Consider the following 25706-nt stretch of genomic DNA (forward strand, 5'->3'; position numbering starts at 1 on the left):
GGAGCTTCTTCTACGCGTGCACAATAAGTAGATGGCGACCGTCACCGACGACCAAGCCCCGCAGGCCCTGCTTCTGCAACTGCTCGACCCGGCCTGCCGGGCCGATCCCTACCCGTCGTTCGAGCGGATCCGCGAGCTCGGGCCGCTGTACCTGCCCGAGTCCAACCTGACGGTGTTCTCGTCCTTCGGCGACTGTGACGAGGTGCTGCGGCATCCGGCGTCGCGCAGCGACCGGTCCAACTCCACCATCGCCCGGCGCCAGCTCGAGGCCGAGCCGTCCGAGCGTCCCCGCGGCCCGGCCAACTTCCTGTTCCTCGACCCGCCCGATCACACCCGGCTGCGCAAGCTGGTCAGCAAGGCGTTCGTGCCGAAGGTGATCAAGGCGCTGGAACCCGACATCGCCGCGCTCGTCGACGGGCTGTTGGACGACGTCGAGCGTCGTGGCAGCCTGGACGTCATCGGCGGTCTGGCCTACCCGCTGCCGGTGGCGGTGATCTGCCGGCTGCTCGGGGTGCCCGTCGAGGATGAGCCCAAGTTCAGCGACGCCTCGGCGCTGCTGGCCGCGGCGCTGGACCCGTTCCTGGCGCTGACCGGGCACACCTCCGATCGGTTCGCCGAGCAGATGGCGGCCGGCATCTGGCTCAACGACTATCTGCGTGAGCTGATCGACGCCCGCCGCAGCGCGCCCGGCGAGGACCTGATGTCGGGGCTGATCGCGGTGGAGGAGTCGGGGGATCAGCTCACCGAGGACGAGATCGTCGCGACGTGCAATCTGCTGCTGATCGCCGGGCACGAGACAACGGTGAACCTGATCGCCAATGCGTCGCTGGCGATGTTGCGTCATCCGGCCCAGTGGGCGGCGCTCGGTGCCGATGCCTCCCGGGCCTCGGCGGTTATCGAGGAGACCATGCGGTACGACCCGCCGGTGCAGCTGGTCGGTCGAATTGCCGGTGAAGACATGACAATTGGCGACATCACGATCCCGGCCGGCGACACCATGCTGCTGTTGCTGGCCGCCGCCCACCGCGACCCGGCCGTCAACGAGCGGCCCGACGAGTTCGACCCGGACCGCGCGAGCATCCGCCACATCGGATTCGGCAAGGGGCCGCATTTCTGCCTGGGTGCACCGTTGGCCAGATTGGAGGCCTCGGTGGCGTTGTCGGCGCTCACCGCGCGGTTCCCGCAGGCGCGTCTGGCTGACGACCCGGTGTACAAGGCGAACCTGACATTGCGGGGAATGTCGACGCTGCCGGTCGAGATCGCGCCCCGCTGAGCAGTATCGCCAAACCGATCACCCCGGCGGTGACGGCGGCAGTCGCCGGCCAACCCAGCCATCCGACGGCCGCAGCGCCGAATGCGGTACCCAGGCTGCCGCCCACGAAGTACACCACCATGTAGGCACTGTTGAACCGTGCGGGCGCGGCCGGGTCGAGGGCCAGCACCGTGCTCTGATTGGCCACTTGGGCGGCGAACAATCCGGCGTCGAACACGGCCAGGCAGACCAGGGTGGCGACGGGATTCGACAGGCAGCCCGCAAGAACGACCGCAGCCACCGCGGCGACGACCAGGCCGGTCACCATGACGCGTCGCGCACCGACGCGATCGGTCCACACACCGGCGATGCGGGTGGCGACGATGCCCAGCAGACCGGCGAGCGCGTACAGGCCGATCCGTTCGGCGGAATAGGAGTACGGCGGCTGGGCCAGCGCGACGGCCAGGCCGGCCCACACCGCGCAGAAGGCGAAGAACCACAGCGCGCCGCGTATCGCGGCGATGCGCAACACCGGGAATCGCAGGAACAGGCCCGGCAGGCCGCGCAGCGTCGCCAGGTAGCCGTCCGTCGCCGAGCCGGCCGTGGCCGGCAGCATCCGCAATGCGACGAATGCTGCTACGGCACATGCGATTGCGAACACGAGCAGGCCACCTCGCCATCCCAACGTCTCCGTCAGCCAGCCACCGGCGATGCGGCCCGCGATGATCCCGGCTGAGATACCCGCCGTCACCACGCCCAGGGCAGTGGCCCGGCCACCGTCGGGGACGAAGCGTGCGGTGATCGAACTCAACTGGGCGCCGACGGTGGAACAGGCGCCGATCACCCCGATCGTCAGCCCCAGCGTCCACAGCGATCCGGCGGTGGCATTGGCCGCCAACGCTGCTGCCAGTGCGCCGAACTGGGCGGCGAGTACGTTTTTCGGCGGGAATCGGTCGACGAGCGGAACGAGCGTCGCGAGCCCTACCAGGTACCCGACGGGCCCGCATGCGAGCGCGATGCCGACCTGGGCGATCGAGATGTCGAGGCCGTCAGCGACATCGGAGACCGCCGGTTGCAGTGGATAGATCGCGGCGGTACCGAGGGCGGCGGCAATCGCCATGAACCACACTGTGATTCGGCCTATTCGAGGCTGGGGTGTCATGCCCGTGACGCTATGAGGCCCGGCAGCGGGATGCTGGCGGAAATCGGACCATGCGGTGTGCAGATGCGGTGTGGAAGAGTGACAGCATGCCGGAAGAGCTCACGGCCCAACAGGCCGCTGCGCGCCTGGGCGCCGCCGACACGCTCGGGATCCCGCTGGGGCCAGGGCAGCCGCCGGCATTCCTGCGGGCCCTTGGCGAGCGCGTGGATTGGACGGATCTGCGCGTCTACGGCGCGCTGCTCGGGGTCGGTACCGAGCTGTTCACCCGACCCGGCGTCCATTACCTGTCGGGTTTCTACGGTCCGTTCGAGCGGGTGCTCCGGGAGATGGGCGCCAACGTCGAATTCGCGCCCGCGGACTTCCGCAGGTTCGCTCCGCTGCTCGAACGCCAGGCGCCGCGCGTGATGACGACGGTCGCGACGCCTCCTGACGCCGACGGCTGGTGTTCGCTGTCCCTGCACGCGGGCGCCACGCTCGGCGAATTACGCCGGGCGGGCGCCGATCCGCAGCGGCTCCTGGTCGTCGAAGTGTCCGACGGCTATCCGCGAGCGTTCGGGTTCGGCGCGTACCGTCATGCGCTGCATGTCGACGAGATCGACGTCCTGGTGCACTCGACGGACGCACCGCTCGCGGTGCCGGGCACACCACCCACCGACGTCGACCGGGCGATCGCGCGGCACGCCGTCGAGTACATCCCGTCCGGCGCGACACTGCAGACCGGGATCGGCTCGATTCCCAGCCAGATCGCGACGCTGCTGGCCGAGGGGGACGGCGGCGGCTACGGGCTGCACAGCGAGATGTTCACCGATGGTTGTATGCAGCTGCACCGCGCCGGCAAGGTCACCAACACCGGTAAAGGCCTGTACGACGGGGTGAGCGTGACGACGTTCGCCTTCGGGTCGGCCGAGCTCTATGCGTGGCTGGACGGCAACCGCGACGTCGCGTTCCTTCCGGTGGAGATCGTCAACGCCCCGGAAGTGATCGGCGCCAACAACGACATGGTGACGATCAACGGTGCGCTCGGGGTCGACGTCCACGGCCAGGTCGTGGCCGACACGATCTCCGGCGACCAGTTCAGCGGGGTCGGTGGCGCCGAGGACTTCGTCGCCGGCGTCGGGCTCGAGCTGTCGGACCGCTCGCTGATCTGCCTGCCCTCGACGTTCGAGAAGGACGGTGTGCGCCAGTCGCGGATTGTGCCGTGGTTCGGGCCCGGCACGGTGATCACGACGCCGCGCCATCAGGTCGACGTGATCGTCACCGAGTACGGCGCAGCCGAATTGGAGGGCAAGACGGTGCGTGAGCGCGGCGAGGCGCTGGCCGCGATCGCCCATCCGGAGTTCCGCGACGCGTTGTCGGCGGCCGCGCAGCGTGCGGCGAAGGGTTGCTCGCCCGTTCAATAAGCACCCGCGCGCTCCGTCGATTAACTTACAATTCGTAAGTTAATCGACGGAGAGGCCGAAGCATGGGTGAACGCTACGTGGTGGTCGGCGGTGGCCTGGCCGGGCTGGCTGCCGCGGTGTGGCTGAGTGAGGCGGGCAAGAACGTCACCTTGCTGGAGCGTCGCGGCCGACTCGGTGGCCGCACCCACGCGATGCGGGCCGAGGAGGTGGACGATGTCCCCGACAACGGCCAGCACGTGATCGCCAGTGGTTACCAGCACCTCTACCGCTACCTGACCAGCATCGGTACCAGGCAGCACATCGCCTTCCCGAAATCCTCGACGCTGCGGTGGCCCGACGGCCGCAAGGTCACCATGCAGACCACCGGCACCGGCGCGATCCGCACCCTGCTGGGGGTCCATCCCGACGCCAGCTGGGCCGACCGACTGCGCGCAGCGCGCGCCACATTGCGGCTGGGGTGGCAGGCACTGCACCAACCGGCAGACTTGGCCGACCTCACCACCGAACAGTGGTTCGAGCGTGTCGGCATGCCGGCCCCGGCGCGGGAAGCCTTGTGGGACTGGCTTGCTCTGGGCATCGCCGCCGAGCCGGTCGCCCGCGAATCCGCCAAGGTGTTCGCCAACGTGATGGCCACCGGCATCAGGCTCGGGATCAAGCACCGAACCCCGGTCACCATCGGCTACCCCACCGTCGACCTCGACACTCTCTACGTCGACGGAGCGTTGAAGGTGTTCGCCGCACGCGGCGTCGAGGTGCGCTACCGCGCCGTCGCGCGACGGATCCGCATCGAGAACGGCGCCGTCACCGGGGTACTGCTCGCCGACGGTACCGAGATACCCGCCGACGCCGTGGTCTGTGCGGTGCCGAACTCCAGCATCGGTGGGCTGCTCGACGATCTGCCCGAGCATCCCGAGATCTATGCGGCTGCCGACAAATTGGGGTACACACCGATCGTCAGCACCAACCTCTACCTCGACCGGCCGCTGGGCACCGAATCGGCCTTCGAAGGACTGATCGGCGGGACCGGGGTGATCGACGAGGTCTTCGACCGGCAGATCATGCACGGCCGCAACACCGACCGGGCCTGGCTGTACTGCCTGACCACCAGCGGCGCCTACGAGCAGATCCACAAGAGCAACGACGAGATCGTCGAGGAGCAGATGTCGTTGTTGCGCCGGTACTACCCGGCGGCACGGGACGCGAACGTGCTTCAGGCACAGGTGGTCAAGATGCCGAAGGCCACCTTCTCGCAGGTGGTGGGGACCGACGCCCTGCGTCCGCCGCAACGGACCTCGGTGGGGTCGCTGGTGCTGGCCGGTGACTGGACCGCGACCGACTGGTCGGCGACCATGGAAAGCGCCGTGCAGAGCGCCGCGAATGCGGTAGCCCTGCTACTGGAACACCGGCAATGACCCGGCGGCGGCTCAGCGGCACCGAACGGAGGGCGCAACTGCTCGACGCCGCGCGTGACATCGTCGCCGACGGTGGTTACCCCGCATTGACCATCGAGCAGGTTGCGAGCCGGTCGGGTGTCACCAGAACCGTTGTCTACCAACAGTTCACCGATCTCTCAGGTCTGACCACCGCGCTGTTGGACCGGGAGTCGGCGATCGCGTTCGCGGGAATGAGCACCGTGGACCGGCCCGGCCTCGATCCTGAGCAACTCGGCATAGGCATCCTCGCCTACCTGCATGCGGCGCCGACGAGCTGGCGCATCATCTTGCGTCCTCCGGACGGTGCACCACCGCAGGTGCGCGAGCGCATCGAGCTGGGTCGCCGGTACGCCAGGAAGGTCGCGGCCCGCCCCCTGTCGGTCGCCGCGGGCGTGGACATCGACCCGGACGGCACCACGGTGCGAATCCTCTTGTCGGCCATCGAGGAACTCGCCCGGGTGCATCTGGAGGACCCGGTAGCCCACCCTGACGAGGAGGTGCTGACCCATCTGCGGTCGCTCGTCGCGTGGGCCGTCAACGTACTGATGGTGTAGGTCTGCCTCCGTCGGGTACCCGAAGGTGTGACTGCGACACCTGAACTGACGATTCACAACCCACGCACCGGTGACCTGGTAGGCCGCGTGCCCATCGCCGGCCCCGCGGAATGTGGTGCGGCGATCGAGCGGGCGTGTGCTGCGGCGAAGAGTTGGTCCCGGATGCCGTCGGCGGAACGGGCCTCGGCGTTGCGCGCGGCCGCCGGGTCGGTGGGAGCCGCCGCCGAAGAACTCGCCGAACTCAACGTCCGTGAGACCGGCAAGTTGCGGCAGGACGCCATGGGCGGCGTGGAAGCGGGTATGGGGACACTCTCTCAGTACGCCGAACTCGGGCCGCTGCACGGCGGCCGGACGCTGCAGGGCAACTGGTCGGCCACCGATCTGATGATCCCCCAACCCCGCGGGGTGGTGGCCGTGCTGACGCCGTGGAACGACCCGGTGGCGGTGGCGGCCGGATTGCTCGGCGCCGCGCTCGTGACCGGTAACACCGTTGTGCACAAGCCGAGCGAGCGCTGCCCGCGAACCGGTCGCAGGTTCGCCGAGTTACTGGCCGAACAGCTGCCCGACGGCGTGCTGGAAATCGTCGACGGCGACGGCACCGTCGGGGCTCGCCTGGCCGGCGATGAGCACATCGACGTCGTGGCGCATGTCGGTAGCAGTGTGACAGGCCGGGCCATCGCCCAGGCATGTGCCGAACGGGGCGCGAAGGCGTTGCTGGAGAACGGGGGTAACGATGCCCTCATCGTCGACGCGGGAACGGATCCCGCGTGGGCGGCGCAGCAGGCCGCACTCGGCGCGTTCGCCAACGCCGGCCAGATCTGTGTCTCGGTCGAGCGCATTTTCGCGGTGGCGTCGGTGGCCGACGCGTTCACACGGGCACTGGTGGAGGAAGCGCGCACGTGGGCCGACCGGATCGGACCCGTCGTCGACGAGCGGCAACGGGCCCAGGTGCACCGGCAGGTGACGGACGCCGTCAACCGCGGGGCGCGGGTGCTGATCGGGGGCGAACCGGGTACCGGCCCCGGCACCTCTTATCCACCAACGGTTTTGAGTGATTGCACTCAGGACATGGTGGTGTTCTCCGAGGAGACCTTCGGGCCGGTCGCTCCGATCCGAACCGTGCCCGACTTCGATACCGCTCTCGCCGAGGCCGCCGATGACCGCTACGGTTTGGCCGCCACCGTGTTGACCCCCGACATGGCCCACGCGCAGGAAGCGTGGCGCGCACTGCCGGTGGGCACGGTCAAGGTCAACGACGTGTTCGGCGGTGCCCCCGGCGGTGCATCGCAGCCCCGGCGGGCCAGCGGCAGCGGCTTCGGGTTCGGGCCCGAGCTGCTCGATGAGATGACGGCGGTCAAGGTCGTGCACTTGGCGCCGCCCCCGGCTAGATGTACTGAGTCATGAGGTTGGTGTCAGTCGGCTGATCGGTGGGAGGCCGCCGAGTGCGCTGTGACGTCGTTGAGTGTTGTAGTCCTTGAGCCAGGGCGCAAGGGCTGCAGCGCGGTCGGCGTTGGAAGCGAACACACGCTTGTAGGCCCATTCGGTCTGCAAGGTCCGGTTGAGGCGCTCGACCTTGCCGTTCTGCCACGGGCAGTGCGGCTTGATGAACACTTGCCGTGCGCCCAGCTGCGCGCACACGTCGCGGATTGAGTGGCGGTAAGCCCAGGCGTTGTCGGTCATCACCGCTTCGATGACCTCGATTCCGTAGGAGCGGAAGTTCAGGGCCGCCCGACGTAAAAATGCCGCACAGGTCGGTCCTTTCTCGTCAGGCAAGATTTCGGAATAGGCAAGACGCGAATGGTCATCGACTAGCGAATGCACATAGTCGAATCCGCTTCCGTTCCTGCGACTTCGATTGCCGCCACCCTGTCGGCCGTGCGCCCGCCAACCGCCACCGTCGGGAATTCGTCCCAGTTTCTTGACGTCCATGTGGACCAGTTCGCCGGGGCGGAGTCGTTCGTAGCGCACGGCTGTGGCCTTCGAGGCGCGGATGACCTGCCCGGTCATCGGGTCCAGGTCGCGTAGATAGGGCATCTGACGGCGGTTGAGCACCCGCGACACTGTTCGTGGGCACACCCCCAACTTGGCGCTGATCTCGTCAGGGCCGCACTGGTGGCGTTTGCGCCATGCAACGATCTGGTTTTCCAGCCGGCGCGGAGTTCGGGCCGGCATCGAGTGCGGACGTGACGACCGGTCGGCCAGGCCGGCCTGGCCCTCGGCTTCAAACCGGCTGATCCAGGTATGCACGCACTTGCGTGACACCCCCATTGCCGCGGCGATATGAGCCTTGGGCCAGCCAGCTTGATAGCGGCGCACCATCAGCAGGCGACCATGAAACGTCGTGCGGGCATTACGGTGGGACACGAGAACCTCCGGCGGGAAATGGACCTAGACAATCCACACCTCACCCGGAGGTTCTCCTCACATCAAGCCAACACGCCTGCTACCAACGTCCTGTCCAAGTACAGCTAGAGCGGGTTGAGGATCCGCTGCAGGAACTGGCGGGTGCGTTCTTCCTTCGGATCGCCGATCACCGCGGCGGGCGGTCCCTGCTCGAGGATCACCCCGCGGTCGGTGAACAGCACCTGATCGGAAACCTGTCGGGCGAACTGGATTTCGTGTGTGACGATCACCAGCGTCCAGCCTTCGACGGCCAGGTCCCGGATCACCGCGAGCACCTCGCCGACCAGTTCCGGGTCCAGTGCCGAGGTCGGCTCGTCGAACAGCACCACCTTTGGTTTCAGTGCCAGGGCCCGGGCGATGCCGACGCGCTGCTGCTGGCCGCCCGAGAGCTGATACGGATACTTGTCCTGTTTGTCGGCCAAGCCCACCTGGCTCAACAGTTCCGCGGCCTCGGCCAGTACCTCCTCGCGTGGGCGCTTCTGCACCACCAGCGGGCCCTCGGTGACGTTCTGCAACACCGTTCTGTGCGGAAAGAGGTTGTGGGACTGGAACACAAAGCCGCTCTGCGCCCGGTAGCGGCGCAGCTGGTCCTTGGGCACCGGCTTGGAGAAGTCCAGCTCCGTGTCACCGACGCGGATCACGCCCGAGTCGGCGACATCGAGGGCGTTCAGCGTGCGCAGCAGCGTGGTCTTGCCGGAACCCGACGGGCCGATCACCGTGGTCGCGGTGCCCTGCGGCACCGTGAAGGACAAGCCCTTGAGCACCTGGAAGTCGCCGAACGCCTTGTGCACGTCGGTGGCGACGATCCGGTCTTCGCGTTCTGTGGTCATCGCGCAACGTGCCTTTCCAATCGGCGTTCCAGGCGACTCTGGCCGAACGACAGCACCAGGCAGATCACCCAGTAGTAGATCGCGGCCGTGCCGTAGAGCGCGAAGAATTCGAACGTCGGCGCCGCGACGATCTGGGCCTGCCGTAGCAGCTCGGTCACCAAGATCGTCGACGCCAGTGAGGTGTCCTTGACCAGGGAGATGAGGGTGTTCGACAACGGCGGCACCGCCACCCGGGCCGCCTGCGGCAGGATGATGCGCCGCAGCGTGCCGGTGTAGTTCAGCCCGATCGTCTCGGCGGCCTCCCACTGTCCCTTCGGGATGCTCTGGATGGCCGAGCGGATGATCTCCGCGGCATAGCCGCCGACGTTGAGACTGAACGCGATCACCGCGGCCGGGAACGGGTCGATCTTCACCCCGAACTCGGGTAGCGCGAAGAAGACGATGAACAACTGCACCAGCAGCGGGGTTCCGCGGATGATCGAGATGTAGAAGCGGGCGAGGTTGCTCAGCACCACATTCGACGACAGCCGGGCCAGGGCCACGGCCAGTGCGATGACCAGGCCGATGGCGAAGCTGATGATCGTCAGCGGAATGGTCATGGTCAGGGCGGCTTTGGCCAGCGGCCACAGATTGTCGGCGATGAGCTGCCAGGTGGAGCGGGTGACGGGCGCGCCCGACGACGGTGCACCGGACGCGTCGGCCTTCAGGTATTTCTGCGATATGTCGGCCAGGGTGCCGTCGGCCCGCAACTCGTCGAGGGCCTGGTTGAGTTCGGGCAGCAGGCCGCTGTCCTTGCGTGCGGCGAAGCCCTGTTCGCTCTTCTCGCCCACGGTGCCCGCGATCTTCACCGACTTGTCGTTCGTCTCGGCCAGATACGCGTAGACGGCGATGCTGTCGTTGACCACGACATCGACCCGGCCCTGGTTGAGGAGCTTGATGGCCTGGGTGAAGCCTTCGACCGCCTCAACGCGCGCTCCGGCGTTGCGGGCGATCTCCGACCAGTTGCTGGTGGCGTTCTCGGCGGCGACCTTGCCTTTCAGGTCCGCAAGGGTCTTGATCGAATTGTCGTCCGACCGTGTGACGATCACGCCTTCGCCGACCGAATACGGTTCGGAGAGGTCGTATTTGGCTTGTCGTTCGGGTGTGATCGTGACTTCGTTGGCCACCACGTCGAACCGGTTGGCTTCGAGTGCGGCGAAGATCGAATCCCATGGTGTCTCGACGAATTCGAGGTTGACGCCGATCTTCTCGGCGACCGCGCGGGCCACGTCGACGTCATAGCCGACGAGTTGTCCGGTGGTGGCGTCGTGGTAGCTGAACGGCGTGTACACACCCTCGGTGCCCACCCGCAGCACACCGGCCGACTTCAGCGGTTCGTCGCTGTCGCCGGACTTCGTCCCGCAGGCGGCCATCAGAACCGCGAGGATCAGCAGAAGTCCCAGCAGTGGTATTCGTCGGGAGCGCACGGCCGGACGCTAACAGGGGTACGAGTGGTTCTGCAGGTTTCTGCTCAGCCCGGCTGATATATCCAGGGATGGCGCGGCAGCGCAGCCGGGTCGAACCGGGCCAGCATGCCGTCGACATCGCACGCCGGCCATCCCAGCGACGCGCTGATCTGTTCCAGCGCCCGCTCGACGCCGATCTCGGCCAGGGTGACCGCTCCGTCTCGTTTGGCCAGCCGGGCCCCGTCCTCGTTGAGCACCAGTGGCACGTGCGCATAGACCGGTTCCGGATAGCCCAGGAGCCGCGCCAGGTAGGCCTGGCGCGGGGATGAGCTCAGCAGGTCGTCGCCGCGCACCACCTGGTCGATGCCTCCGGCGGCGTCGTCGACCACGACGGCCAGGTTGTATGCGGGCACGCCGTCGCCGCGGCGCACCACGAAGTCGTCGATGATCCCGGTGTAGCTGCCGTGCAGCAGGTCGTTGACGGTGCCGACGAAGGTGTCGGTCCGCAGCCGGAGTGCCGGTGGGCGGCCGGTTTCGGCGCGACGCTCGGTGCGCTCGGCCTCGGTCAGGTCACGGCAGGTCCCCGGGTACGCGCCCTCGGGGGCGTGCGGTGCTCGGGGCGCATGGGCGATATCCCTTCGGCTGCAAAAGCATTCGTACAACAGTCCACGCTCGAACAACTCGCCGATCACCACGTCGTAGCGGTCTTCATGGCCGGTCTGCCATTGCACCGGCTCATCCCAGGTCAGCCCGATCGCAGCCAGGTCCGCCACTTGGCGTTCGCCGATTTCGGGGAATGTCCTGTCGTCGAGGTCCTCGACGCGCAGCAGGAACCGCCGCCCGGTGGACCGGGCGAACAACCAGGCCAGCACCGCGGTGCGCAGGTTGCCGATGTGCAGGTCGGCCGACGGGCTCGGCGCGAACCGCCCGGCGGGCGTGAGGGTCACGCCCGCAATCTAGCTAACGGCGGTCCCAGGGCGCGGTTTCGCCCATCTTCTTGTAGTACTTCGCCAGGTGGCTCTTCACCCGGTCGATGTCGTCCTTCGGGAGGTCGATGCCACCGCGGGCGCCATCCATGATCCCGCCGGCGGCCATCACGCCACGGGGCACGGCTTCGAGCTTGCCGCCGACCACATCGGCGATCAGCAGCTTGTACGCGGTGAAGTTGTCCTTCTGGTCCTTGTCGTACCAGACGTGGGCGTCGCGGTACTTCTGGTTGGGTTCGTCCTGCGCATCGGCCCATTTGCGGACCCGTTTGTCGGCGGCGTCGCCGTCCCACTCGCGGTCCCGGTCGGCCAAGGGCAGATCCTGAAAAGCGGTTACGGACATATTGGTGGCGTGCCCGAACCGGGCGGCCGGTAAACCCGCCACTCACGCACTACTCCGGCGCTCCAGCGCTTCGATGACGGCCGGGCAGATGTCGACGCCGTACAGATGCTCCATCGCCTGCAGGCCGCCCGGACTCTCGGCGTTGATCTCGATGACCTTGTCGCCGATCATGTCGATGCCGACGAAGAACATCCCATCTTGCGCGAGCTTGTCGTGCATCGCCTCGATCACCGTGCGCTGCTTCTCGGTGACCTCTTCGGGCTGAACTCTGCCGCCCTTGCAGATGTTGGCTCGCGGATCGTTCCCCTCCGGCACCCGCCGGAAAGCGGAGGGATGTCCGTCGACACCGATGAGCTCTCCGTCGAGCAGAAAGATCCGCATGTCGCCGTCCTCGGCGCCATCGACGTATCCCTGGGCGTATATGTAGCCGTCTTCCAGCACCGACTCCATCATCTGGTTCAAGTTGGGCTCGTCGTCTCCGACGATCATGAACACGTTGCGTCCCTGCGCGCCGCACAGCGGTTTGATGATGGAGCGGCCCTCGGACGCGATGAAGTTCCGGACGTCATCCACGTCTTGCGTCACCAGGGATCTCGGCCGGATCTGCGCCGGAAACTCGTCGAGGTACACCTTCAACGCCGCACGCGTGAGCACCGCTGGGTCGTTGACCACGGTGACGCCGTGCGCCACGAGTAGCTGACCGAACATGGAACCCAAGCTGCTGGCCCACGGCCGATCATGTCGATCCTCGACGGAGTCGTTCCTCAGAAACACCGCGTCGAGTTCGTTCATGCGGATGTGCTCGGCCGAACTCTCCTTCATGCGATCGATGAACTCGGTGAGGGTGTCCTTGTCCCTGGCGATGCCGGGACGTGCACGCGCCCCGATCTCACCGTCGGGCTCGCCGATACTGACGTCGCCCAGCCCGACATACCAGACCTCGTGGCCCATGAGCGCGGCCGCTTTCGCGAGGCGGGTGGTCGCGTACTCGTCGACCTCGGTCTCCGCGCGGTTGACCAGAAATGCAATCCTCATGCGGCCACATCCATTCCGAGCAGGTCGGCGGCGCTCATCCCGCCACGCATGTGTTCGAGCCGCACTTCTGCCCCGGGCGCGGACAGCCAGCGTGGGCGCGCCCGCGGAGGTTCGAGAATTCCTTGCCGAATCAATTCCTCCACCAGCGGCACGTGGTCGAGTGAGAGCTTGCCGGCGAGTAAGGGATCGATGCTGCGTCCTTGGGCGAAGTATCCGAGGACTCCTTCGATACCGCGCAGATAGATGATGTCCTTTGTCGAGCCTCCGCCGTATGTCACGCGGCTCGTCACCGACCACGCGGTGCGAGGTGCGAACGCATGAGTCTCGGTCAGGTGTTTGAAGATCTCGACGAAATCCGCGTGAGCCAACATCATCGATGCGGCCTCGACTCTTGCGGCGAGGACGCGCATGCGGCGGGGATCGAGCCCACCTACGACGTACTCGGCCAGCACTGCCAGGCCTTCCTGTGTCTCCTCGTACAGCGGTAGCCCGACGGACAGCAGACCCAAGGGCTGCGCCTCGCCGTTGCGGTAGGTGAGCACGTGGGTCCCGACCTCGTGCTGGATCAGCGGCTGTACCCGGTTCGCGCGGAAGGTGGCAGTGGCAGGAATGTAGAGCCTTCCGAACGACACCATCAGATCGGCGACGTCGTCGCGCACTTCGACCGCTACGGGAAACTGTGGATAGGCCGACTCCAGTTCCGCGCGCGCCGTCTGCGCGAATGCCGTGGCGGTGACGCTCGTCGGCGTGACCGGTGGCGGATCGATGAGCTCGAGCAGTGACCGGGCCGTCGTGCACAGTGAGTCACCCGGTTCTCCGTAGAGCTGCAGCGCACCGTACCTGAACCGCGATGTGTCCCGGTCCTCGAGCAAGGTGATCTGCCGGCCGATCTCGTCGCGTTTTGCCCGGAAGAGGGAGTTGAGCGCCGGGTTGTCCACCAGCTCGATCTGTACGTCGTAAAGGTCGCGCTTGACCAGATCCGGGTCGAAGTCCAGCGATCTGGACTGCAGGGTGGGTGATGACTCGAACCCCGAGCGCGCGAAATCCCGCCACGCCTCGGCTCCATTGACCGGAGTGACGTTGAGCAGGAAGTTGAGCTCGCGCTCGATCTCCGTCAGGCGTTCATCGACGGTCAAGACTTCCTGCGCAAGGGGCGAAGTGCGACCCACCCGCTATCGGTACCCAATTGTCGCCGTCGTCAACCGGTGCTCGAGGCTGTTGCGGCTAACGTTGCGCAGATGGCAGAGCGGAGAATCGCCGGCGGCACGATCCGGGTTGAGCATCAGGACGGACTGGTTCGCGCGCGGGGTGTGCGCTACGGCACCGCCAGACGGTTCGCGGTAGCCGAAGCGCCTCCGGCCTGGTCGGGGGTTCGGGATGCGACCCAGTCGGGTCCGGCCTGCCCGCAGCGGCCGTCGCGGCTGGGTTGGGTGACGGGCGACGTTCTCGAGGGCCTGTCGATGGACGAGAACTGTCTGGTGCTGACCGTCACGGCTCCGGCCGACGCGCGTCGGCTCCCGGTCATGGTGTGGTTCCACGGCGGTGCGTACGTCGCGGGCAGCGGTGAGTCGGCCAAGTACGACGCCGGCGCGCTGGCCCGCACCGGCAATGTGGTGGTGGTCAACGTCAGTTACCGGCTCGGCATCTTCGGTTATCTGGCGCCCCCTGGTACCGGCGAGGACAACCTGGGCCTGCGTGATCAGATCCTGGCGCTGCGATGGGTGCGGGACAACATCGCGGCCTTCGGCGGCGACGCGGCCAACGTCACCGCATTCGGCCAGTCGGCGGGCGCGCATTCGGTCATGTCTCTGATGTTGTGCGAGGACGCCGCGGGGCTCTTCCACCGCGCGATCCTGCAGAGCGCCCCGCTGGAGCTCGATGCCGGGCGCGACGACATGGCGCGCGACATGCTCGCGGCGATGGCCACTTCCCTCGGCGGTGCCGATCCGGCCGAGGCGACGGCGGATCGGCTGCTTGCCGCAGAGGCTGCCGCGGTCGCGGCAGCACAGGGGTTCGGCCTTCTCGGTGGACTGGCGTTCTCACCGCGGCTCGGCCGGAAACCGCTGCCGGCTCCCGCGGACGTACCCGGGGCCGTCGCCGAGGCCGCGGGCCGGATCGAGTTGCTCATCGGCTACACGAAGGACGACGGCGCGCCGTTCGTGGCGATGGACGCCCGGGCGGCCCGGCTCAACCGGGTGCCGGCCCTGGGACGCCTCGCGGTCCGGGCGGGTTCGGCCTCGATCACCAAAAAGGCGTTCGCCGGCCCCGCCGAGCGCCTGGCCGAGGCCTGGCGCACCCACGGCGGCCGGGTGGGTACCTATCGCTTCGACTGGACTCCGGATGGGGCGCCCCTGGGGGCGTGCCACTGCATGGAATTGCCGTTCCTGTTCGGGTCACCGCAAACCTGGGCGGATGCCCCGATGCTCGGTCCCGGGCGGGCGATCGATACCCAGCTCTCCGCCGAGATGCGTACCCGCTGGGCGCAATTCGCGCACCATGGCGTCGACTCACTGCCGGCGCCGTCGCTGCGGTTCGGCTAGCGCGGTGCCATTCCCGGACTGACCACCTGGGGTCCAGGCGGCGCGACGGACGTCTTGCCGGTGGGCGGGGGAGCGTCTTTCTCGATGTCGATGGTGCCCGTGTACTCGCCGTCGGTGTACTGATCGCTGTGCCAGCCACCGTCGATGTCCTTGTAGTCGCAGCTGGAGTACTGGTGCCCGTTGACCGACGAGGTGTTGTAGGTGCCGCCGGCATCCTTGCATTCGGCCTTGATGGTGCCTTCCGGGATCGCATTCGCCGGCGGTGCGCCGAGCATGAATGCGCCCACCATGACAGGCATCGCGGCCCATCGGAGACGAGTTTGCTTGCTCTTGCAAAAAGCGCCCGGTCCAGACATGGTCGCCGCCTTCCGGCTTGTTACCTAACTGCGCAAACAGACCGCCATCCGGCGTTGCGGCGCAGATAACCAACTATCGCACTGAATTTGCTCGGTGTTACCGGCGGATCGCTCGTCGGCCAGATCGGGGAACGTCGGGTCCCTTGATAGGGTTTCGGCAAAATTCGGACGCGGTGGTGTGATGGCGATTATGGGCGACGCTGGCCCGTCTCTATGTGGCCGCGACGGCGAATGCGCGGCACTTCGAACGCTGGTATCGGGTGGTCGTTCGGGCGGCAGCGGGGTGCTGGTGGTTCGTGGCGAGGCGGGCGTCGGGAAGACGGCGCTGCTGGACTACGTCGTCGAACACGCGCCGGGGTTCCAGGTGACCCAGGTGGCCGGTGTCGAATCCGACATGGAACTGGCCTTCGCCGGATTGCATCAGCTGTGCGCACCACTGCTCGATCACCTCGACAAGCTTCCCGAACCGCAGCGCGACGCGCTGGCGGTGGCCTTCGGTCGTGGCGTCGGACCGGTGCCCGATCGCTTTCTGGTCGGTCTGGCGGTGCTCAGCCTGTTGGCTGCCGCTGCAGGCAGGAAGCCACTGCTGTGTGTGATCGACGATGCGCAGTGGCTCGATCAGGTGTCGGTACAGACCCTTGGTTTCGTGGCACGGCGGCTGCTGGCCGAGCCGGTCGTCCTGGTCTTCGCCGTCCGGGACAATCACGACGGCACGGCGGCGGACATCCTGCCCGGCCTGCCCGAACTGCGGCTCGAGGGGCTTTCGGACAGCGATGCCAGGGACCTGCTGGACTCCGTGGTTGTGGGCCGGCTCGATGAGCGGGTCCGCGACCGGCTCATCGCCGAAAGTCGGGGCAATCCGCTTGCGCTGTTGGAAGTACCGCGCAATGTCGCGGCCGCCGAGCGCGCCGGTGGCTTCTGGATTGCCGGGACGCGGCCATCGGTCGGCGAGGTAGAGGAGGGCTTCGTCCGCCGAATCCAGTCGCTGCCCGCGGACACTCGTCGGTTGGCGCTACTCGCGGCGGCGGATCCGGTCGGTGATCCGGTGGTGTTCGCCCGTGCCGCAGGATATCTGGGTATCGGAATGGATGCACTGGCGCCGGCAGAGGCCGCTGGGGTGATCGAGTTCGGCCCCCGCATGCGGTTCCGCCACCCGCTGGTCCGGTCGGCCGCCTATCGGGCGGCAGACATGGCCGACCGCCGGGAAGTGCACCGCGCCTTGGCCATTGCCACCGATCCCGAACTCGATCCCGACCGCCGGGCCTGGCATGCGGCAAACGCCGCGGCCGGTCCCGACGACGCGGTGGCCGCCGAGTTGGAAGCCTCCGCATGGCGGGCCCAGAGCCGGGGCGGAATCGCCGCCGCGGCCACGTTCCTCGAGCGCGCGGCGGTCCTGACCGCGGATCCGGCCCTGCGCAGTTCCCGGGCCATCGCGGCGGCCTCGGCCAAGCGGGAAGCAGCCGCACCCAATGCCGCATACGAGCTGCTCTCCCTGGCTGAACTGAGCCCGTTGACCGAATTGCAGCGGGCCCAGATTGCCCGGCTGCGCGCCCAGATGGAATTCACGCGCAGCCGGGGTGGCCTGCCCGGGGCGCCGCCGGTTCGTCATGCCGCAGCACTGCTGCTCGAGGCGGCCAGGCGGCTGGAGAACCTCGACGACGAGCTGGCCCGGGAGACCCATATCGAGGCGCTGGCCGCCGCGATGTACACCTCGCGCAGCCAGCCGGAGGCCCTGGTGAATGCGGCAGAGGCCGCGCGTGCGGCGGTTTCCGGGATCACCGCGCCGACGCGGCCCGTCGATTTTCTGCTCATCGGTATGGCGAAGCTGGTCACCGAAGGGCTGCCCGCCGCGGCCGACTACCTGCGCACCGCACTTCAGTTGTGGGCTGAACAGGCGCGGAGCCACGACGGCAGGGCGCTGCACCGGTTGGCATTGGCCTTCCCGGTCATGCACGAGTCGGTGGCCGATGAGATGTGGGATTCCGAGTCGAACGATCAGCTGGCCACCGCCATGATCGACTACGCCCGCACCACCGGAGCCCTCGCGATTCTGCCGTCGGCCATCGCCTACAAGGCGGGCGTTCATGTCCGGCAAGGTGAATTCCTCACGGCGGCAAGGCTTATGGAAGAGGCCGACACGATCTCTACTGCCATCGGCCACCACCCGATGAAGTACCACAAAGTGGAGCTGGCAGCCATGCGCGGAGATCTCGCCGAAGCGGGTGACCTCATGGAGGCAGGCATGGCCGAGGGCACCGCCAAGGGTGAAGGTCGGCTGCTGGGGGTCAGCGGGTATGCCGCAGCGGTGCTCTACAACGGCCTGGGCCGCTATGAAGAAGCACTGGCGGCAGCCCGGAAGGCCTGCGAATACCACGATCTCGGGTTTTACGGTTGGACCCTTCTCGAGCTGACAGAGGCCGCCGTGCGCGTCGGCGAGCGGGATGTCGCCGAGGATGCCGTGCGCCGCTTGCAGGTCGGTGCGGGTGCCAGCGGGACCGACTGGGGGCTGGGCGTATTGGCCGCGGCACGGGCTCTTGTGGCCGACGACACCGAGGCCGACGTGCTGTTCAAGGAGTCGGTCGAGCGCCTGAGCCGCACGCGCGCCGGCGTGCAATTGGCCCGGGCCCATCTGCGCTACGGGGAATGGCTGCGCCGCCAGAAGCTGCGCACAAGTGCCCGTGAACACCTCAACGCCGCGCACGACATGTTCACCAAGATGGGCGCGCAGGCGTTCGCCGAGCGGGCCCGCCGAGAGCTGACCGCCACCGGTGAGAAGGTGCGTAAACAGCCGCTGTCCTCGGGCGACGAACTGACCGCGCAGGAGGCGCAGATCGCGCAGTTGGCTCGCGACGGGCTGACAAATCAGGAGATCGGTGCGCAGCTGTTCATCAGCACCCACACCGTCGAATGGCACTTGCGCAAGGTCTTCGTCAAGCTCGGTGTCCGGTCGCGCAGGCAGCTGCGCTCTGTTTCGTGGACCAGCTGAACCACGGGTTTTCAAGGGTCCCAGCCCCCAGCGCGTCGGCGAGGCTGGATCGCATGGCGACGATCCTGTTGCAGTCCACGATTACGGCGAATCCCGACGATTGGGATGTCAGCCGGTTCTCGATGCTGGCTGCTGAGCTCCGTGCGGACGGGCACGATGTGCTGGCGCGCAACCGGATCGACGGTGCCCAGGATCCGGTGCTCAGCAATCTCGACAAGCTCGGGTTCGACCAGTTGTGGTTGATGGCGGTCGACGTCGGCAACGGTTTGACGCCCGGCGAATGTGCGGCGATCGGCAGGTTCCGCGGGCTCGGCGGCGGGGTGCTCACCGCGCGGGACCATCAGGACCTGGGCAGCTGTCTGCGCGGGCTGGGTTCGTTGGGGCAGGTCAACGAGTTCCACGACGCCGGCTTGGACCCGGTCCCGCGGTGCGACGACCAGGACAATCCGGACATCTCATGGCCCAACTACCACTCGGGCGCCAACGGTGACTACCAGCCGGTGCTGGCCGAGGAGCCGGTGCACCAGCTGCTGCGCACCAGCCGCACCGCCAGTGGCCGCATCGAGTGGTTCCCGGCTCATCCCCACGAGGGACTGGTGTCGGCCCGGGTGCCGTGCGCGACGGTGGTGGCCCAGGGGCGCAGCACCGCGACGGGTCGACAGTTCAACCTCGCGGTGGCGCTCGACGGGGAGCGGACGGCGGACGGCAGGCTGATGGGCCGGGCGGTGGCCGAATCGACCTTCCACCATTTCGCCGATTACAACTGGGATCTGGACTGTGGCGCACCGTCATTCGTCACCGATCGGCCCGGATGGCAGATAAGGGCCGATCCGTCGCTGCTGGGGGTGTTCAAGGACTACGTCCGCAACATCGCCACCTGGTTGCAGCCGCCGGATCGCTACTAGTGGTGCCCCAGGCCCGGAACGATGTCGGTGAGCCTGAAGGTGACCGGCTGGTCCAGTTGGGCGTAGGTGCACGAGCGCGGTTCGCGGTCGGGCCGCCAGCGGTTGAACTGGGCGGTGTGCCGGAACCGCCTGCCCTCCATGTGGTCGTAGCGGACCTCGACCACCCGCTCGGGTCGTAGCGGGACGAACGAGAGGTCCTTCCCGGCGTTCCAGCGTGACCCGCCGCCGTACCTGCGTGCCAGGTCCGGGTCCGCGGCCACCTGTGCGGCCCAGTTCCATGGATGGTTCTCGAAACTGGTGACCAGTGGCTGCAATTCGGTGAACAGGGCACGGCGCCGTTGCATCGAGAAGGCGCCGATGACCCCGACCGACGCCAGCTCACCGTCGTCGGTGTACAGCCCGAGCAGCAGCGACCCGACCGCATCCGGGCCCGACTTGTGGAGTCGATAGCCGGCGACCACACAGTCGGCGGTCCGCTGATGCTTGATCTTCACCATGACCCGTTTGTCGGGCTGATAGGTGAGGGTGAGGGGTTTGGCGATCAGTCCGTCGAGCCCGGCGCCCTCGAATTCGTCGAACCAGCGCCGCGCCGTCACCGGATCAGTGGTGGCCGGGGTGACGTGGAACGACGGCCCTGAACCCAGGGCGTCGACGAGGGCGGCGCGACGCTCACTGAACGGCCGTTCCATGAGGTCGTCGTCGCCGAGCGCGAGCAGGTCGAACGCGATGAAGCATGCCGGGGTCTGTTCGGCCAGCAGGCGCACTCGGGACGCCGCCGGGTGCAGACGCAGTTGCAGGGCCTCGAAATCCAGGCCGCCGTCGGTGGGTAGGACGATCTCGCCGTCGACCACGCACCGCGGCGGGAGTTCTGCCTTGGCTGCCTCGACGAGTTCGGGGAAGTACCGGGTCATCGGGCGCTCGTTGCGGCTGCCCAACTCGACTTCGTCCCCGTCGCGGAACACCAGAGCCCGGAAGCCGTCCCACTTGGGCTCGTAGGAGGCGTCCGGGGGGATCACCGTGGCCGGTTTGGCCAGCATCGGCGAGACGGGCGGCATCACGGGCAGCAGCATGGGTGCGGATCTCCGGTGTCGCTAGGCGAATCGATTACTCGGTACCGGACCGGGCGAATGAACCATGTCCCTCGGGCCGGTGAGCCAGTGGCCACCGACCGCACTCGCCAACCCGGTGAGCACCTCATCGGGGTCCGGCGGGGCGTCGTCGTCAGATTCGAAGGAATCCGGTGCCGTGGCGAGGATCTCGTCGGCCAGCTCGTTCTCGGCACGGTCATCCGCGGCGACGGTCTCCGGCTCGCCGTCCGGGGAGACGGTCATTCGCCGGTCCCATGGTGACTGGGAGAACTGGTGCAGGACGCCGACGGCATCGGCGCTCACCGCCGGAGGGTCGGTCCAGCAGGACGAATGCTCGAACAGGACCTGGCCGTCGACACGCTCAAGCAGGCTGTCCGGCTCGGTCTCGCTCAGGCTGTAGGCAACGACGAGCGCATCAGGACGCCGCGGATCGAACGGCTCGGCGGGAAGCCCGAACAGCTGCGCTGCCGCCAGGCCGAGGATCCGGCTGGAGCGATCCGGCAACAGGCCGACCGACGTCGGGCGTCGTCCGGTCACCTCCAGAACCCGCCGCAACCGGTCGAGGCTGCGACGACACATCGCGAAGCTGTCGGACATGAACGCGAACCGGCCGGTCATGCCGTCGTGGAAACCGTATGGCGAGATGGACATCAGCAGGCCACCGGTCAGCGCGAAATGCCATCCCCGCAGGTCCGTGTCGTCGAGGGGACTGACACCCTGTGCCGCGCGCGCCCGGGCGATCATTCTTGCCAGCCGGTCCGCTGCGGAACGCCATTCTGCAGCGGGTGCGGGAAGCTGCTCAGATGCCCGCTCGGCCCGGCCGATATCGCCTGCCAGCAGCGCGTTATAGGCCAGCAGGTAGCGCGCGGGCCAAGGGGCCAGCGCCGCCGCGGCGTCGCGCAAGTCATCGAACCCGCTCAGGGCCGCCGCATCCGCCACGAGCTGTGCAACCTCGGCCAATTCCATGCCGTCCGAGTTGAACCGAAGATGCCGGATCAGTCCGGCGACGTCGCCGCTGTCCAACAATGCCCGTGCTTCGCTCACCGCGGTCACGGTACCGCCGGCTGCCTGTGGGCTCGATGCAATTTTCGCGATGACTTTGCGGCGGCGCGGCGGTCTAGATCCATGTCGCCCCGATGATCCAGGATGGAGCCCGTGGACCTACCCGTAGTGCCGCCGATCGAACCGATGCTCGCCAAGGCCCAGGTGAAAGTGCCCGACGAGGCCGGGGTGTGGTCGTACGAACCGAAATGGGACGGATTCCGGGCGCTTGCCTTCCGCGACGGCGACGAGGTGGTGCTGCAGTCGCGCAGTGGCAAGGAGTTGGGACGCTACTTCCCCGAGTTGCTCGACGCGCTGCGTGACGAGCTCGCCGACCGCTGTGTCCTCGACGGCGAGGTCGTGGTGCCGCGCCCGGTCGACGGCCGGGTCCGCCTGGACTGGGAGTCGTTGTCGCAGCGCATCCATCCCGCCGAGTCGCGGGTGCGGATGCTCGCCGAACAGACCCCGGCGCACTTCATCGGCTTCGACGCGCTGGCCACCGGTGACCGCTCGCTGCTCGCACAGCCCTTCCGGGTGCGTCGCGAGGCACTGATCGAGGCCGTCAAGGTCAAACAGTGGTGCCATGTCACGCGGACCACCACCGATCCCGAACTCGGCGCACAGTGGTTGCAGACGTTCGAGGGTGCCGGGCTCGACGGGGTGATCGCCAAGAAGCTCGACGGGCCCTATCTGCCAGGCAAGCGGGAGATGGTCAAGGTCAAGCACCATCGCGACGCCGACTGTGTGGCCATCGGTTATCGCATCCACAAGAGCGGCGAGGGCATCGGCTCGATCCTGCTCGGCCTCTACCGCGCTGACGGTGAGCTGCAGATGGTCGGCGGCGCAGCCTCGTTCAGCGTCAAGGACCGGCTCAAGCTGCTGGCCGACCTGGAGCCGCTGCGGGAGGGCGATGAGGTCCGCGAGGGTGACCCGAGCCGCTGGAACTCGGCGGCCGACAAGCGCTGGATTCCGGTGCGCCCCGAGCGGGTATGCGAGGTGGCGTATGACCAGATGGAGGGCAACACGGTGCACGGGCGGCGCTTTCGGCATGCGGTGAAGTTCTTGCGCTGGCGCCCGGACCGGGAGCCGTCGAGTTGTACGTTCGACCAGCTCGATGTGCCGCTGAACTACGACCTGTACGACGTCCTGGCGAAGGAAGGTTGAAATGGCGACACCAGCAACCGAACTCGACGTCGACGGGATCAAGGTCCGCTTCACCAACCCGGACAAGGTGTACTACCCGAAGCTCGGCACGGGCGGCACCAAGGGCAAGCTGATGCAGTACTACCTCAGTGTCGCCGACCGCATGGTGGCGCTGTTGAAAGACCGGCCCACGCACTTGCAACGCTTCCCCGACGGCATCGAGGGCGAGGAGATCTATCAGAAGCGGGTGCCGCAGAAGCATCCCGACTATCTGGAGACCTGCGTCGTCACCTTCCCGTCCGGCCGAACCGCCGATGCCCTCAAAGTGACACACCCGGCGGCGATCGCTTGGGCCGCGCAGATGGGCACGATCACGTTGCATCCCTGGCAGGTTCGGTGCCCGGACACCGAACATCCCGATGAACTGCGGATCGACCTGGACCCGCAGCCCGGCACCGGGTTCACCGAGGCCGCCTCGGTGGCCTGTGATGTGCTCAAGCCGCTGCTCGACGAGCTGGGCCTGGTCGGCTATCCCAAAACCTCGGGCGGCCGTGGCGTGCACGTCTTTCTGCGCATCAAGACCGACTGGGATTTCACCGAGGTGCGCCGGGCCGGGATCGCGTTGGCCCGCGAGGTGGAACGTCGTGCCCCCGAGGCGGTGACCACGTCGTGGTGGAAGGAGGAGCGAGGCCAGCGGTTGTTCATCGACTACAACCAGAATGCCCGCGACCGCACTTTCGCCTCGGCCTATTCAGCCCGCAAGACCCCGATCGCGACCGTGTCGACGCCGTTGTCCTGGGAGGAACTGCGCACCGCCAACCCCGATGACTACACCATCGCCACGGTGCCGGATTTCCTTGCCGGACGGGATGATCCGTGGGCCGGCATCGACGAGAAGAAGCAGTCCCTGAAGCCACTGCTGGATCTGGTGGCCGCCGATGAGGAGCGCGGCCTGGGGGATCTGCCGTATCCGCCGAGCTATCCGAAGATGCCGGGTGAGCCGCCGCGCGTGCAGCCCAGCAAGAAGGTCGCCGAGAACTGGGATGAGGACGGCAACCGGCGTTGACGCGGTCAGCGCAGACGGAGCATGTCGCCATCTGACGGCGGCCGGATTGCCACCAGGGCGGTGGCGAGCATCGGCTGAAATTCGGTGGTCACCGTCGGCGCGGCTGATCCGCCGATCACGACCGCGCTGGTGGATCCGGCCGGTGTCGGTAGATCGAGGGTCTGCCCCGGTTCGCCGTAGATGCCCGAGCAGTCAACTCCTTCACAGGCTCCCGTGGACGCGTCGATTCGGCCCGCGAACATGTCGTCGACCCAGCCGGTGATGAGGGTCTGTGAGGCTGCCTTGTTCGGCGCTGTCGAAAAACCGTAGAACAGGTACGACAGGAGTTGGATGGCTCGGCTCCCGCCTTGCATGGCATCCAGGTGTTGGCCATCGGTCAGGACCACGCCGTTGAACTTGTCCGGCCGGTGTTCGAGCAGCGCCGCATCGACCCGGCGAAATTCTTTGGGCGCACCGAGTTCCAGAATGGGGACGTAGGTGCCGAGCCCGTCCAGTTTGTCCAGCGCGTCGGGCAGCACAGCTTCCGGCGGTGCCCCGTCGAGCAGCACCACCCCGGCCAGATGGTTTTCTGCCCCAGTCGATTTGATCGCATCCGCGTAGTAACCCGCGGCGCCGGCCACCACACCCGCACCCAGCGAGTGCCCGACCAGGACGAATGTCGCTGGGAGGGGAACGTCGGCACCGTACTTCTCGGCGTAACCAGCTGCCTGCGCGCTGGCGGTCAACGCCGCGCGGTCACCGAGGAACAGCTCAGCTGTTGCGCGATAGACCTGATCGTCGCCCAACCAGAACCCGTCGCGGACAAAGCGATTCGAAGAGTAGGTCGGCACCACCACGACGCTGTTCGTATGCTCGGCCAGGTTTGACGCGGTGTAGCTGTACATCGCGCTCACCCCGAGGAAACCATGCTGAAGCAGGATGATCCGCTCCGGCGGTTCATCGCCTTCCGGGTAGTACCAATCGGCCGGTACGGTGCGGCCCTGTGTGATCTCCAATGAGGAACTTCGCACCGTCACGTCGCTCCCGGCAGGAACCACGGGGGGACCGGCGATGGCCGTGACGGCCACCCCGACGAAGTCGAAGACCAAAGACTGGATCTGCTCCGGCAGTGACAGCGTTGGCGCCGCGGTGGCCAATACCGGCGACGCCGCCACTTGCGGATCAGGTGCTGCTGCCGAGGCTGCGGCGCGTTTGGAGATGCGCCGCTGGACTGGTGGCGTGGCTGGCTGCACGTCGGTCTCGACCGACCTGACGGGTGCGGCGGGCGCAGCGCTCCGTACCTTCGAGATGAAGTCGGCGACGGCACTCTTGTATTGCGAGGCAAGGGTTTCGCGTCGACTTTCGCCAGGTTCGGCTGCCCGTCCGGGCTTGGACACCTGGGATATCTTCGCCGACCTGGTCGCCTTCTTACCCGTGTCGTCCTGATCGGCGGCCGGTGGCTGAGCTGAGTGACGTTTGCGGTTGGGGCTGCGGTGCGGGCCGGCCCGGTTGCCCTTGCGCGACGGGCCTGCGCTTGCCGCGGACTCCGATGCCTTCGAGCCGTCCGAACCCGATGCGGTGTCAGCGCTCGCAACATCGGCTCCGGCAACCATGGCCGCAGATACGCCGGCCGCAATCGCTCCCGCCCCAAGCCAAACCGATAGTCGCGCCACGGTGTCTCCTGCTCCGAGAAGCTCGTTTCTTCTCGAACGTCAATTTAAGACACGCGCATGCCGCAGTAGACAGCTTTCGGGATCTG

22 protein-coding genes are annotated in these 25706 nt (G+C 67.3%); 10 read left to right on the plus strand and 12 right to left on the minus strand.

Annotated elements, in window-relative coordinates:
• Nucleotides 1–31: 31 nt before the first annotated feature.
• Complete coding sequence (locus BN2156_RS22625) at nt 32–1273, plus strand: cytochrome P450 (protein ID WP_090517109.1); 1242 nt, start codon at nt 32–34, stop codon at nt 1271–1273.
• Here the strand turns inward: BN2156_RS22625 and BN2156_RS22630 are convergent.
• On the minus strand, nt 1167–2372 hold the full coding sequence (locus BN2156_RS22630) for an MFS transporter (RefSeq protein WP_090517586.1): 1206 nt from the start codon (nt 2370–2372) through the stop codon (nt 1167–1169). The genes BN2156_RS22625 and BN2156_RS22630 overlap by 107 nt on opposite strands.
• A 128-nt stretch (nt 2373–2500) precedes the next feature.
• On the opposite strand from BN2156_RS22630, the gene BN2156_RS22635 reads away from it, so the two are divergent.
• The 4 genes from BN2156_RS22635 to BN2156_RS22650 all read left to right on the plus strand — a co-directional run bounded on the left by BN2156_RS22635 (nt 2501) and on the right by BN2156_RS22650 (nt 7205).
• Nucleotides 2501–3814, plus strand: a complete 1314-nt coding sequence (locus BN2156_RS22635; RefSeq protein WP_090517587.1) for an acetyl-CoA hydrolase/transferase family protein — start codon at nt 2501–2503, stop codon at nt 3812–3814.
• A gap of 62 nt (nt 3815–3876) precedes the next feature.
• Entirely contained in the window at nt 3877–5226 is a 1350-nt protein-coding gene (gene hpnE / locus BN2156_RS22640; protein ID WP_090517110.1) for a hydroxysqualene dehydroxylase HpnE, read from the plus strand.
• Nucleotides 5223–5801, plus strand: coding sequence for a TetR/AcrR family transcriptional regulator (locus tag BN2156_RS22645; RefSeq protein WP_090517111.1), 579 nt, complete (start codon nt 5223–5225; stop codon nt 5799–5801). Before hpnE ends, BN2156_RS22645 begins: the two co-directional genes overlap by 4 nt.
• Before the next feature lie 27 nt (nt 5802–5828).
• Nucleotides 5829–7205, plus strand: coding sequence for an aldehyde dehydrogenase family protein (locus BN2156_RS22650; RefSeq protein ID WP_235625449.1), 1377 nt, complete (start codon nt 5829–5831; stop codon nt 7203–7205).
• On the opposite strand, the gene BN2156_RS22655 is transcribed toward BN2156_RS22650, so the two are convergent.
• The 7 genes from BN2156_RS22655 to BN2156_RS22685 form a co-directional block, all read right to left on the minus strand.
• Entirely contained in the window at nt 7200–8165 is a 966-nt protein-coding gene (locus BN2156_RS22655) for an IS481 family transposase (RefSeq protein ID WP_090517112.1), read from the minus strand. The two genes, BN2156_RS22650 and BN2156_RS22655, sit on opposite strands and share 6 nt — an antisense overlap.
• Nucleotides 8166–8269: 104 nt before the next feature.
• A complete protein-coding gene (locus BN2156_RS22660) occupies nt 8270–9034 on the minus strand; it encodes an amino acid ABC transporter ATP-binding protein (protein ID WP_090517113.1) in 765 nt (254 codons plus the stop codon).
• Nucleotides 9031–10446, minus strand: a complete 1416-nt coding sequence (locus tag BN2156_RS22665; protein WP_167346318.1) for an ABC transporter permease subunit — start codon at nt 10444–10446, stop codon at nt 9031–9033. The genes BN2156_RS22660 and BN2156_RS22665 overlap by 4 nt, the downstream gene beginning before the upstream one ends.
• A gap of 98 nt (nt 10447–10544) precedes the next feature.
• Nucleotides 10545–11426 (minus strand): tRNA glutamyl-Q(34) synthetase GluQRS, encoded by an 882-nt coding sequence (gene gluQRS, locus BN2156_RS22670; RefSeq protein WP_090517115.1) that lies wholly within the window; start codon nt 11424–11426, stop codon nt 10545–10547.
• Between the two features lie 13 nt (nt 11427–11439).
• The gene (locus BN2156_RS22675) at nt 11440–11808 is read right to left on the minus strand and encodes a hypothetical protein (RefSeq protein WP_090517589.1); all 369 of its coding nucleotides are present in this window, start codon (nt 11806–11808) and stop codon (nt 11440–11442) included.
• A 42-nt stretch (nt 11809–11850) separates the two neighbouring features.
• Complete coding sequence (locus BN2156_RS22680; protein WP_090517116.1) at nt 11851–12843, minus strand: ATP-grasp domain-containing protein; 993 nt, start codon at nt 12841–12843, stop codon at nt 11851–11853.
• On the minus strand, nt 12840–14012 hold the full coding sequence (locus BN2156_RS22685; RefSeq protein ID WP_090517117.1) for a peptidase MATCAP family protein: 1173 nt from the start codon (nt 14010–14012) through the stop codon (nt 12840–12842). The genes BN2156_RS22680 and BN2156_RS22685 overlap by 4 nt, the downstream gene beginning before the upstream one ends.
• A 69-nt stretch (nt 14013–14081) precedes the next feature.
• Here BN2156_RS22685 and BN2156_RS22690 point away from each other — a divergent pair, with 69 nt between their 5' ends.
• Nucleotides 14082–15383: a carboxylesterase family protein gene (locus BN2156_RS22690; RefSeq protein WP_090517118.1), complete on the plus strand. Its 1302-nt coding sequence runs from the start codon at nt 14082–14084 to the stop codon at nt 15381–15383.
• Here the strand turns inward: BN2156_RS22690 and BN2156_RS22695 are convergent.
• Nucleotides 15380–15682: a hypothetical protein gene (locus BN2156_RS22695; RefSeq protein ID WP_131725193.1), complete on the minus strand. Its 303-nt coding sequence runs from the start codon at nt 15680–15682 to the stop codon at nt 15380–15382. The genes BN2156_RS22690 and BN2156_RS22695 overlap by 4 nt on opposite strands.
• A 238-nt stretch (nt 15683–15920) precedes the next feature.
• Between BN2156_RS22695 and BN2156_RS22700 the strand changes: the two genes are divergently transcribed.
• Nucleotides 15921–18725: a helix-turn-helix transcriptional regulator gene (locus BN2156_RS22700; protein WP_090517120.1), complete on the plus strand. Its 2805-nt coding sequence runs from the start codon at nt 15921–15923 to the stop codon at nt 18723–18725.
• 53 nt (nt 18726–18778) lie between these two features.
• Nucleotides 18779–19630 (plus strand): hypothetical protein, encoded by an 852-nt coding sequence (locus BN2156_RS22705; RefSeq protein ID WP_210436692.1) that lies wholly within the window; start codon nt 18779–18781, stop codon nt 19628–19630.
• Here BN2156_RS22705 and BN2156_RS22710 read toward each other — a convergent pair.
• Nucleotides 19627–20700, minus strand: coding sequence for an ATP-dependent DNA ligase (locus BN2156_RS22710; protein WP_090517121.1), 1074 nt, complete (start codon nt 20698–20700; stop codon nt 19627–19629). The genes BN2156_RS22705 and BN2156_RS22710 overlap by 4 nt on opposite strands.
• A 21-nt stretch (nt 20701–20721) precedes the next feature.
• Nucleotides 20722–21762, minus strand: a complete 1041-nt coding sequence (locus tag BN2156_RS22715) for a hypothetical protein (protein WP_220096221.1) — start codon at nt 21760–21762, stop codon at nt 20722–20724.
• A 102-nt stretch (nt 21763–21864) separates the two neighbouring features.
• Between BN2156_RS22715 and BN2156_RS22720 the strand changes: the two genes are divergently transcribed.
• Both BN2156_RS22720 and ligD read left to right on the plus strand, forming a co-directional pair.
• On the plus strand, nt 21865–22923 hold the full coding sequence (locus tag BN2156_RS22720) for an ATP-dependent DNA ligase (RefSeq protein WP_162490915.1): 1059 nt from the start codon (nt 21865–21867) through the stop codon (nt 22921–22923).
• A 1-nt stretch (nt 22924) separates the two neighbouring features.
• Nucleotides 22925–23968 carry a non-homologous end-joining DNA ligase gene (ligD, locus tag BN2156_RS22725; RefSeq protein WP_090517123.1) on the plus strand — a complete coding sequence of 348 codons (1044 nt, stop codon included), beginning with the start codon at nt 22925–22927 and terminating at the stop codon, nt 23966–23968.
• Nucleotides 23969–23973: 5 nt separating this feature from the next.
• On the opposite strand, the gene BN2156_RS22730 is transcribed toward ligD, so the two are convergent.
• Nucleotides 23974–25560: an alpha/beta hydrolase gene (locus tag BN2156_RS22730; RefSeq protein ID WP_235625450.1), complete on the minus strand. Its 1587-nt coding sequence runs from the start codon at nt 25558–25560 to the stop codon at nt 23974–23976.
• Between the last annotated feature and the right edge of the window lie 146 nt (nt 25561–25706).

Source organism: Mycolicibacterium neworleansense (assembly GCF_001245615.1).
Taxonomy (GTDB): domain Bacteria; phylum Actinomycetota; class Actinomycetes; order Mycobacteriales; family Mycobacteriaceae; genus Mycobacterium; species Mycobacterium neworleansense.

Bases quoted from the DNA above. Each gene is read 5' to 3' on its own strand.
- hpnE (WP_090517110.1), top strand. From the start codon at position 3,877: ATGGGTGAACGCTACGTGGTGGTCGGCGGTGGCCTGGCCGGGCTGGCT.
- BN2156_RS22680 (WP_090517116.1), bottom strand. From the start codon at position 12,843: ATGAGGATTGCATTTCTGGTCAACCGCGCGGAGACCGAGGTCGACGAG.
- BN2156_RS22665 (WP_167346318.1), bottom strand. From the start codon at position 10,446: ATGGCCGCCTGCGGGACGAAGTCCGGCGACAGCGACGAACCGCTGAAG.
- BN2156_RS22700 (WP_090517120.1), top strand. From the start codon at position 15,921: ATGGCGATTATGGGCGACGCTGGCCCGTCTCTATGTGGCCGCGACGGC.
- BN2156_RS22705 (WP_210436692.1), top strand. From the start codon at position 18,779: ATGGCGACGATCCTGTTGCAGTCCACGATTACGGCGAATCCCGACGAT.
- BN2156_RS22695 (WP_131725193.1), bottom strand. From the start codon at position 15,682: ATGCCTGTCATGGTGGGCGCATTCATGCTCGGCGCACCGCCGGCGAAT.
- BN2156_RS22625 (WP_090517109.1), top strand. From the start codon at position 32: ATGGCGACCGTCACCGACGACCAAGCCCCGCAGGCCCTGCTTCTGCAA.
- BN2156_RS22675 (WP_090517589.1), bottom strand. From the start codon at position 11,808: ATGTCCGTAACCGCTTTTCAGGATCTGCCCTTGGCCGACCGGGACCGC.
- BN2156_RS22660 (WP_090517113.1), bottom strand. From the start codon at position 9,034: ATGACCACAGAACGCGAAGACCGGATCGTCGCCACCGACGTGCACAAG.
- BN2156_RS22630 (WP_090517586.1), bottom strand. From the start codon at position 2,372: ATGGCGATTGCCGCCGCCCTCGGTACCGCCGCGATCTATCCACTGCAA.
- ligD (WP_090517123.1), top strand. From the start codon at position 22,925: ATGGCGACACCAGCAACCGAACTCGACGTCGACGGGATCAAGGTCCGC.
- BN2156_RS22635 (WP_090517587.1), top strand. From the start codon at position 2,501: ATGCCGGAAGAGCTCACGGCCCAACAGGCCGCTGCGCGCCTGGGCGCC.
- BN2156_RS22645 (WP_090517111.1), top strand. From the start codon at position 5,223: ATGACCCGGCGGCGGCTCAGCGGCACCGAACGGAGGGCGCAACTGCTC.
- BN2156_RS22720 (WP_162490915.1), top strand. From the start codon at position 21,865: ATGGAGCCCGTGGACCTACCCGTAGTGCCGCCGATCGAACCGATGCTC.
- BN2156_RS22730 (WP_235625450.1), bottom strand. From the start codon at position 25,560: ATGGTTGCCGGAGCCGATGTTGCGAGCGCTGACACCGCATCGGGTTCG.
- BN2156_RS22710 (WP_090517121.1), bottom strand. From the start codon at position 20,700: ATGCTGCTGCCCGTGATGCCGCCCGTCTCGCCGATGCTGGCCAAACCG.
- BN2156_RS22690 (WP_090517118.1), top strand. From the start codon at position 14,082: ATGGCAGAGCGGAGAATCGCCGGCGGCACGATCCGGGTTGAGCATCAG.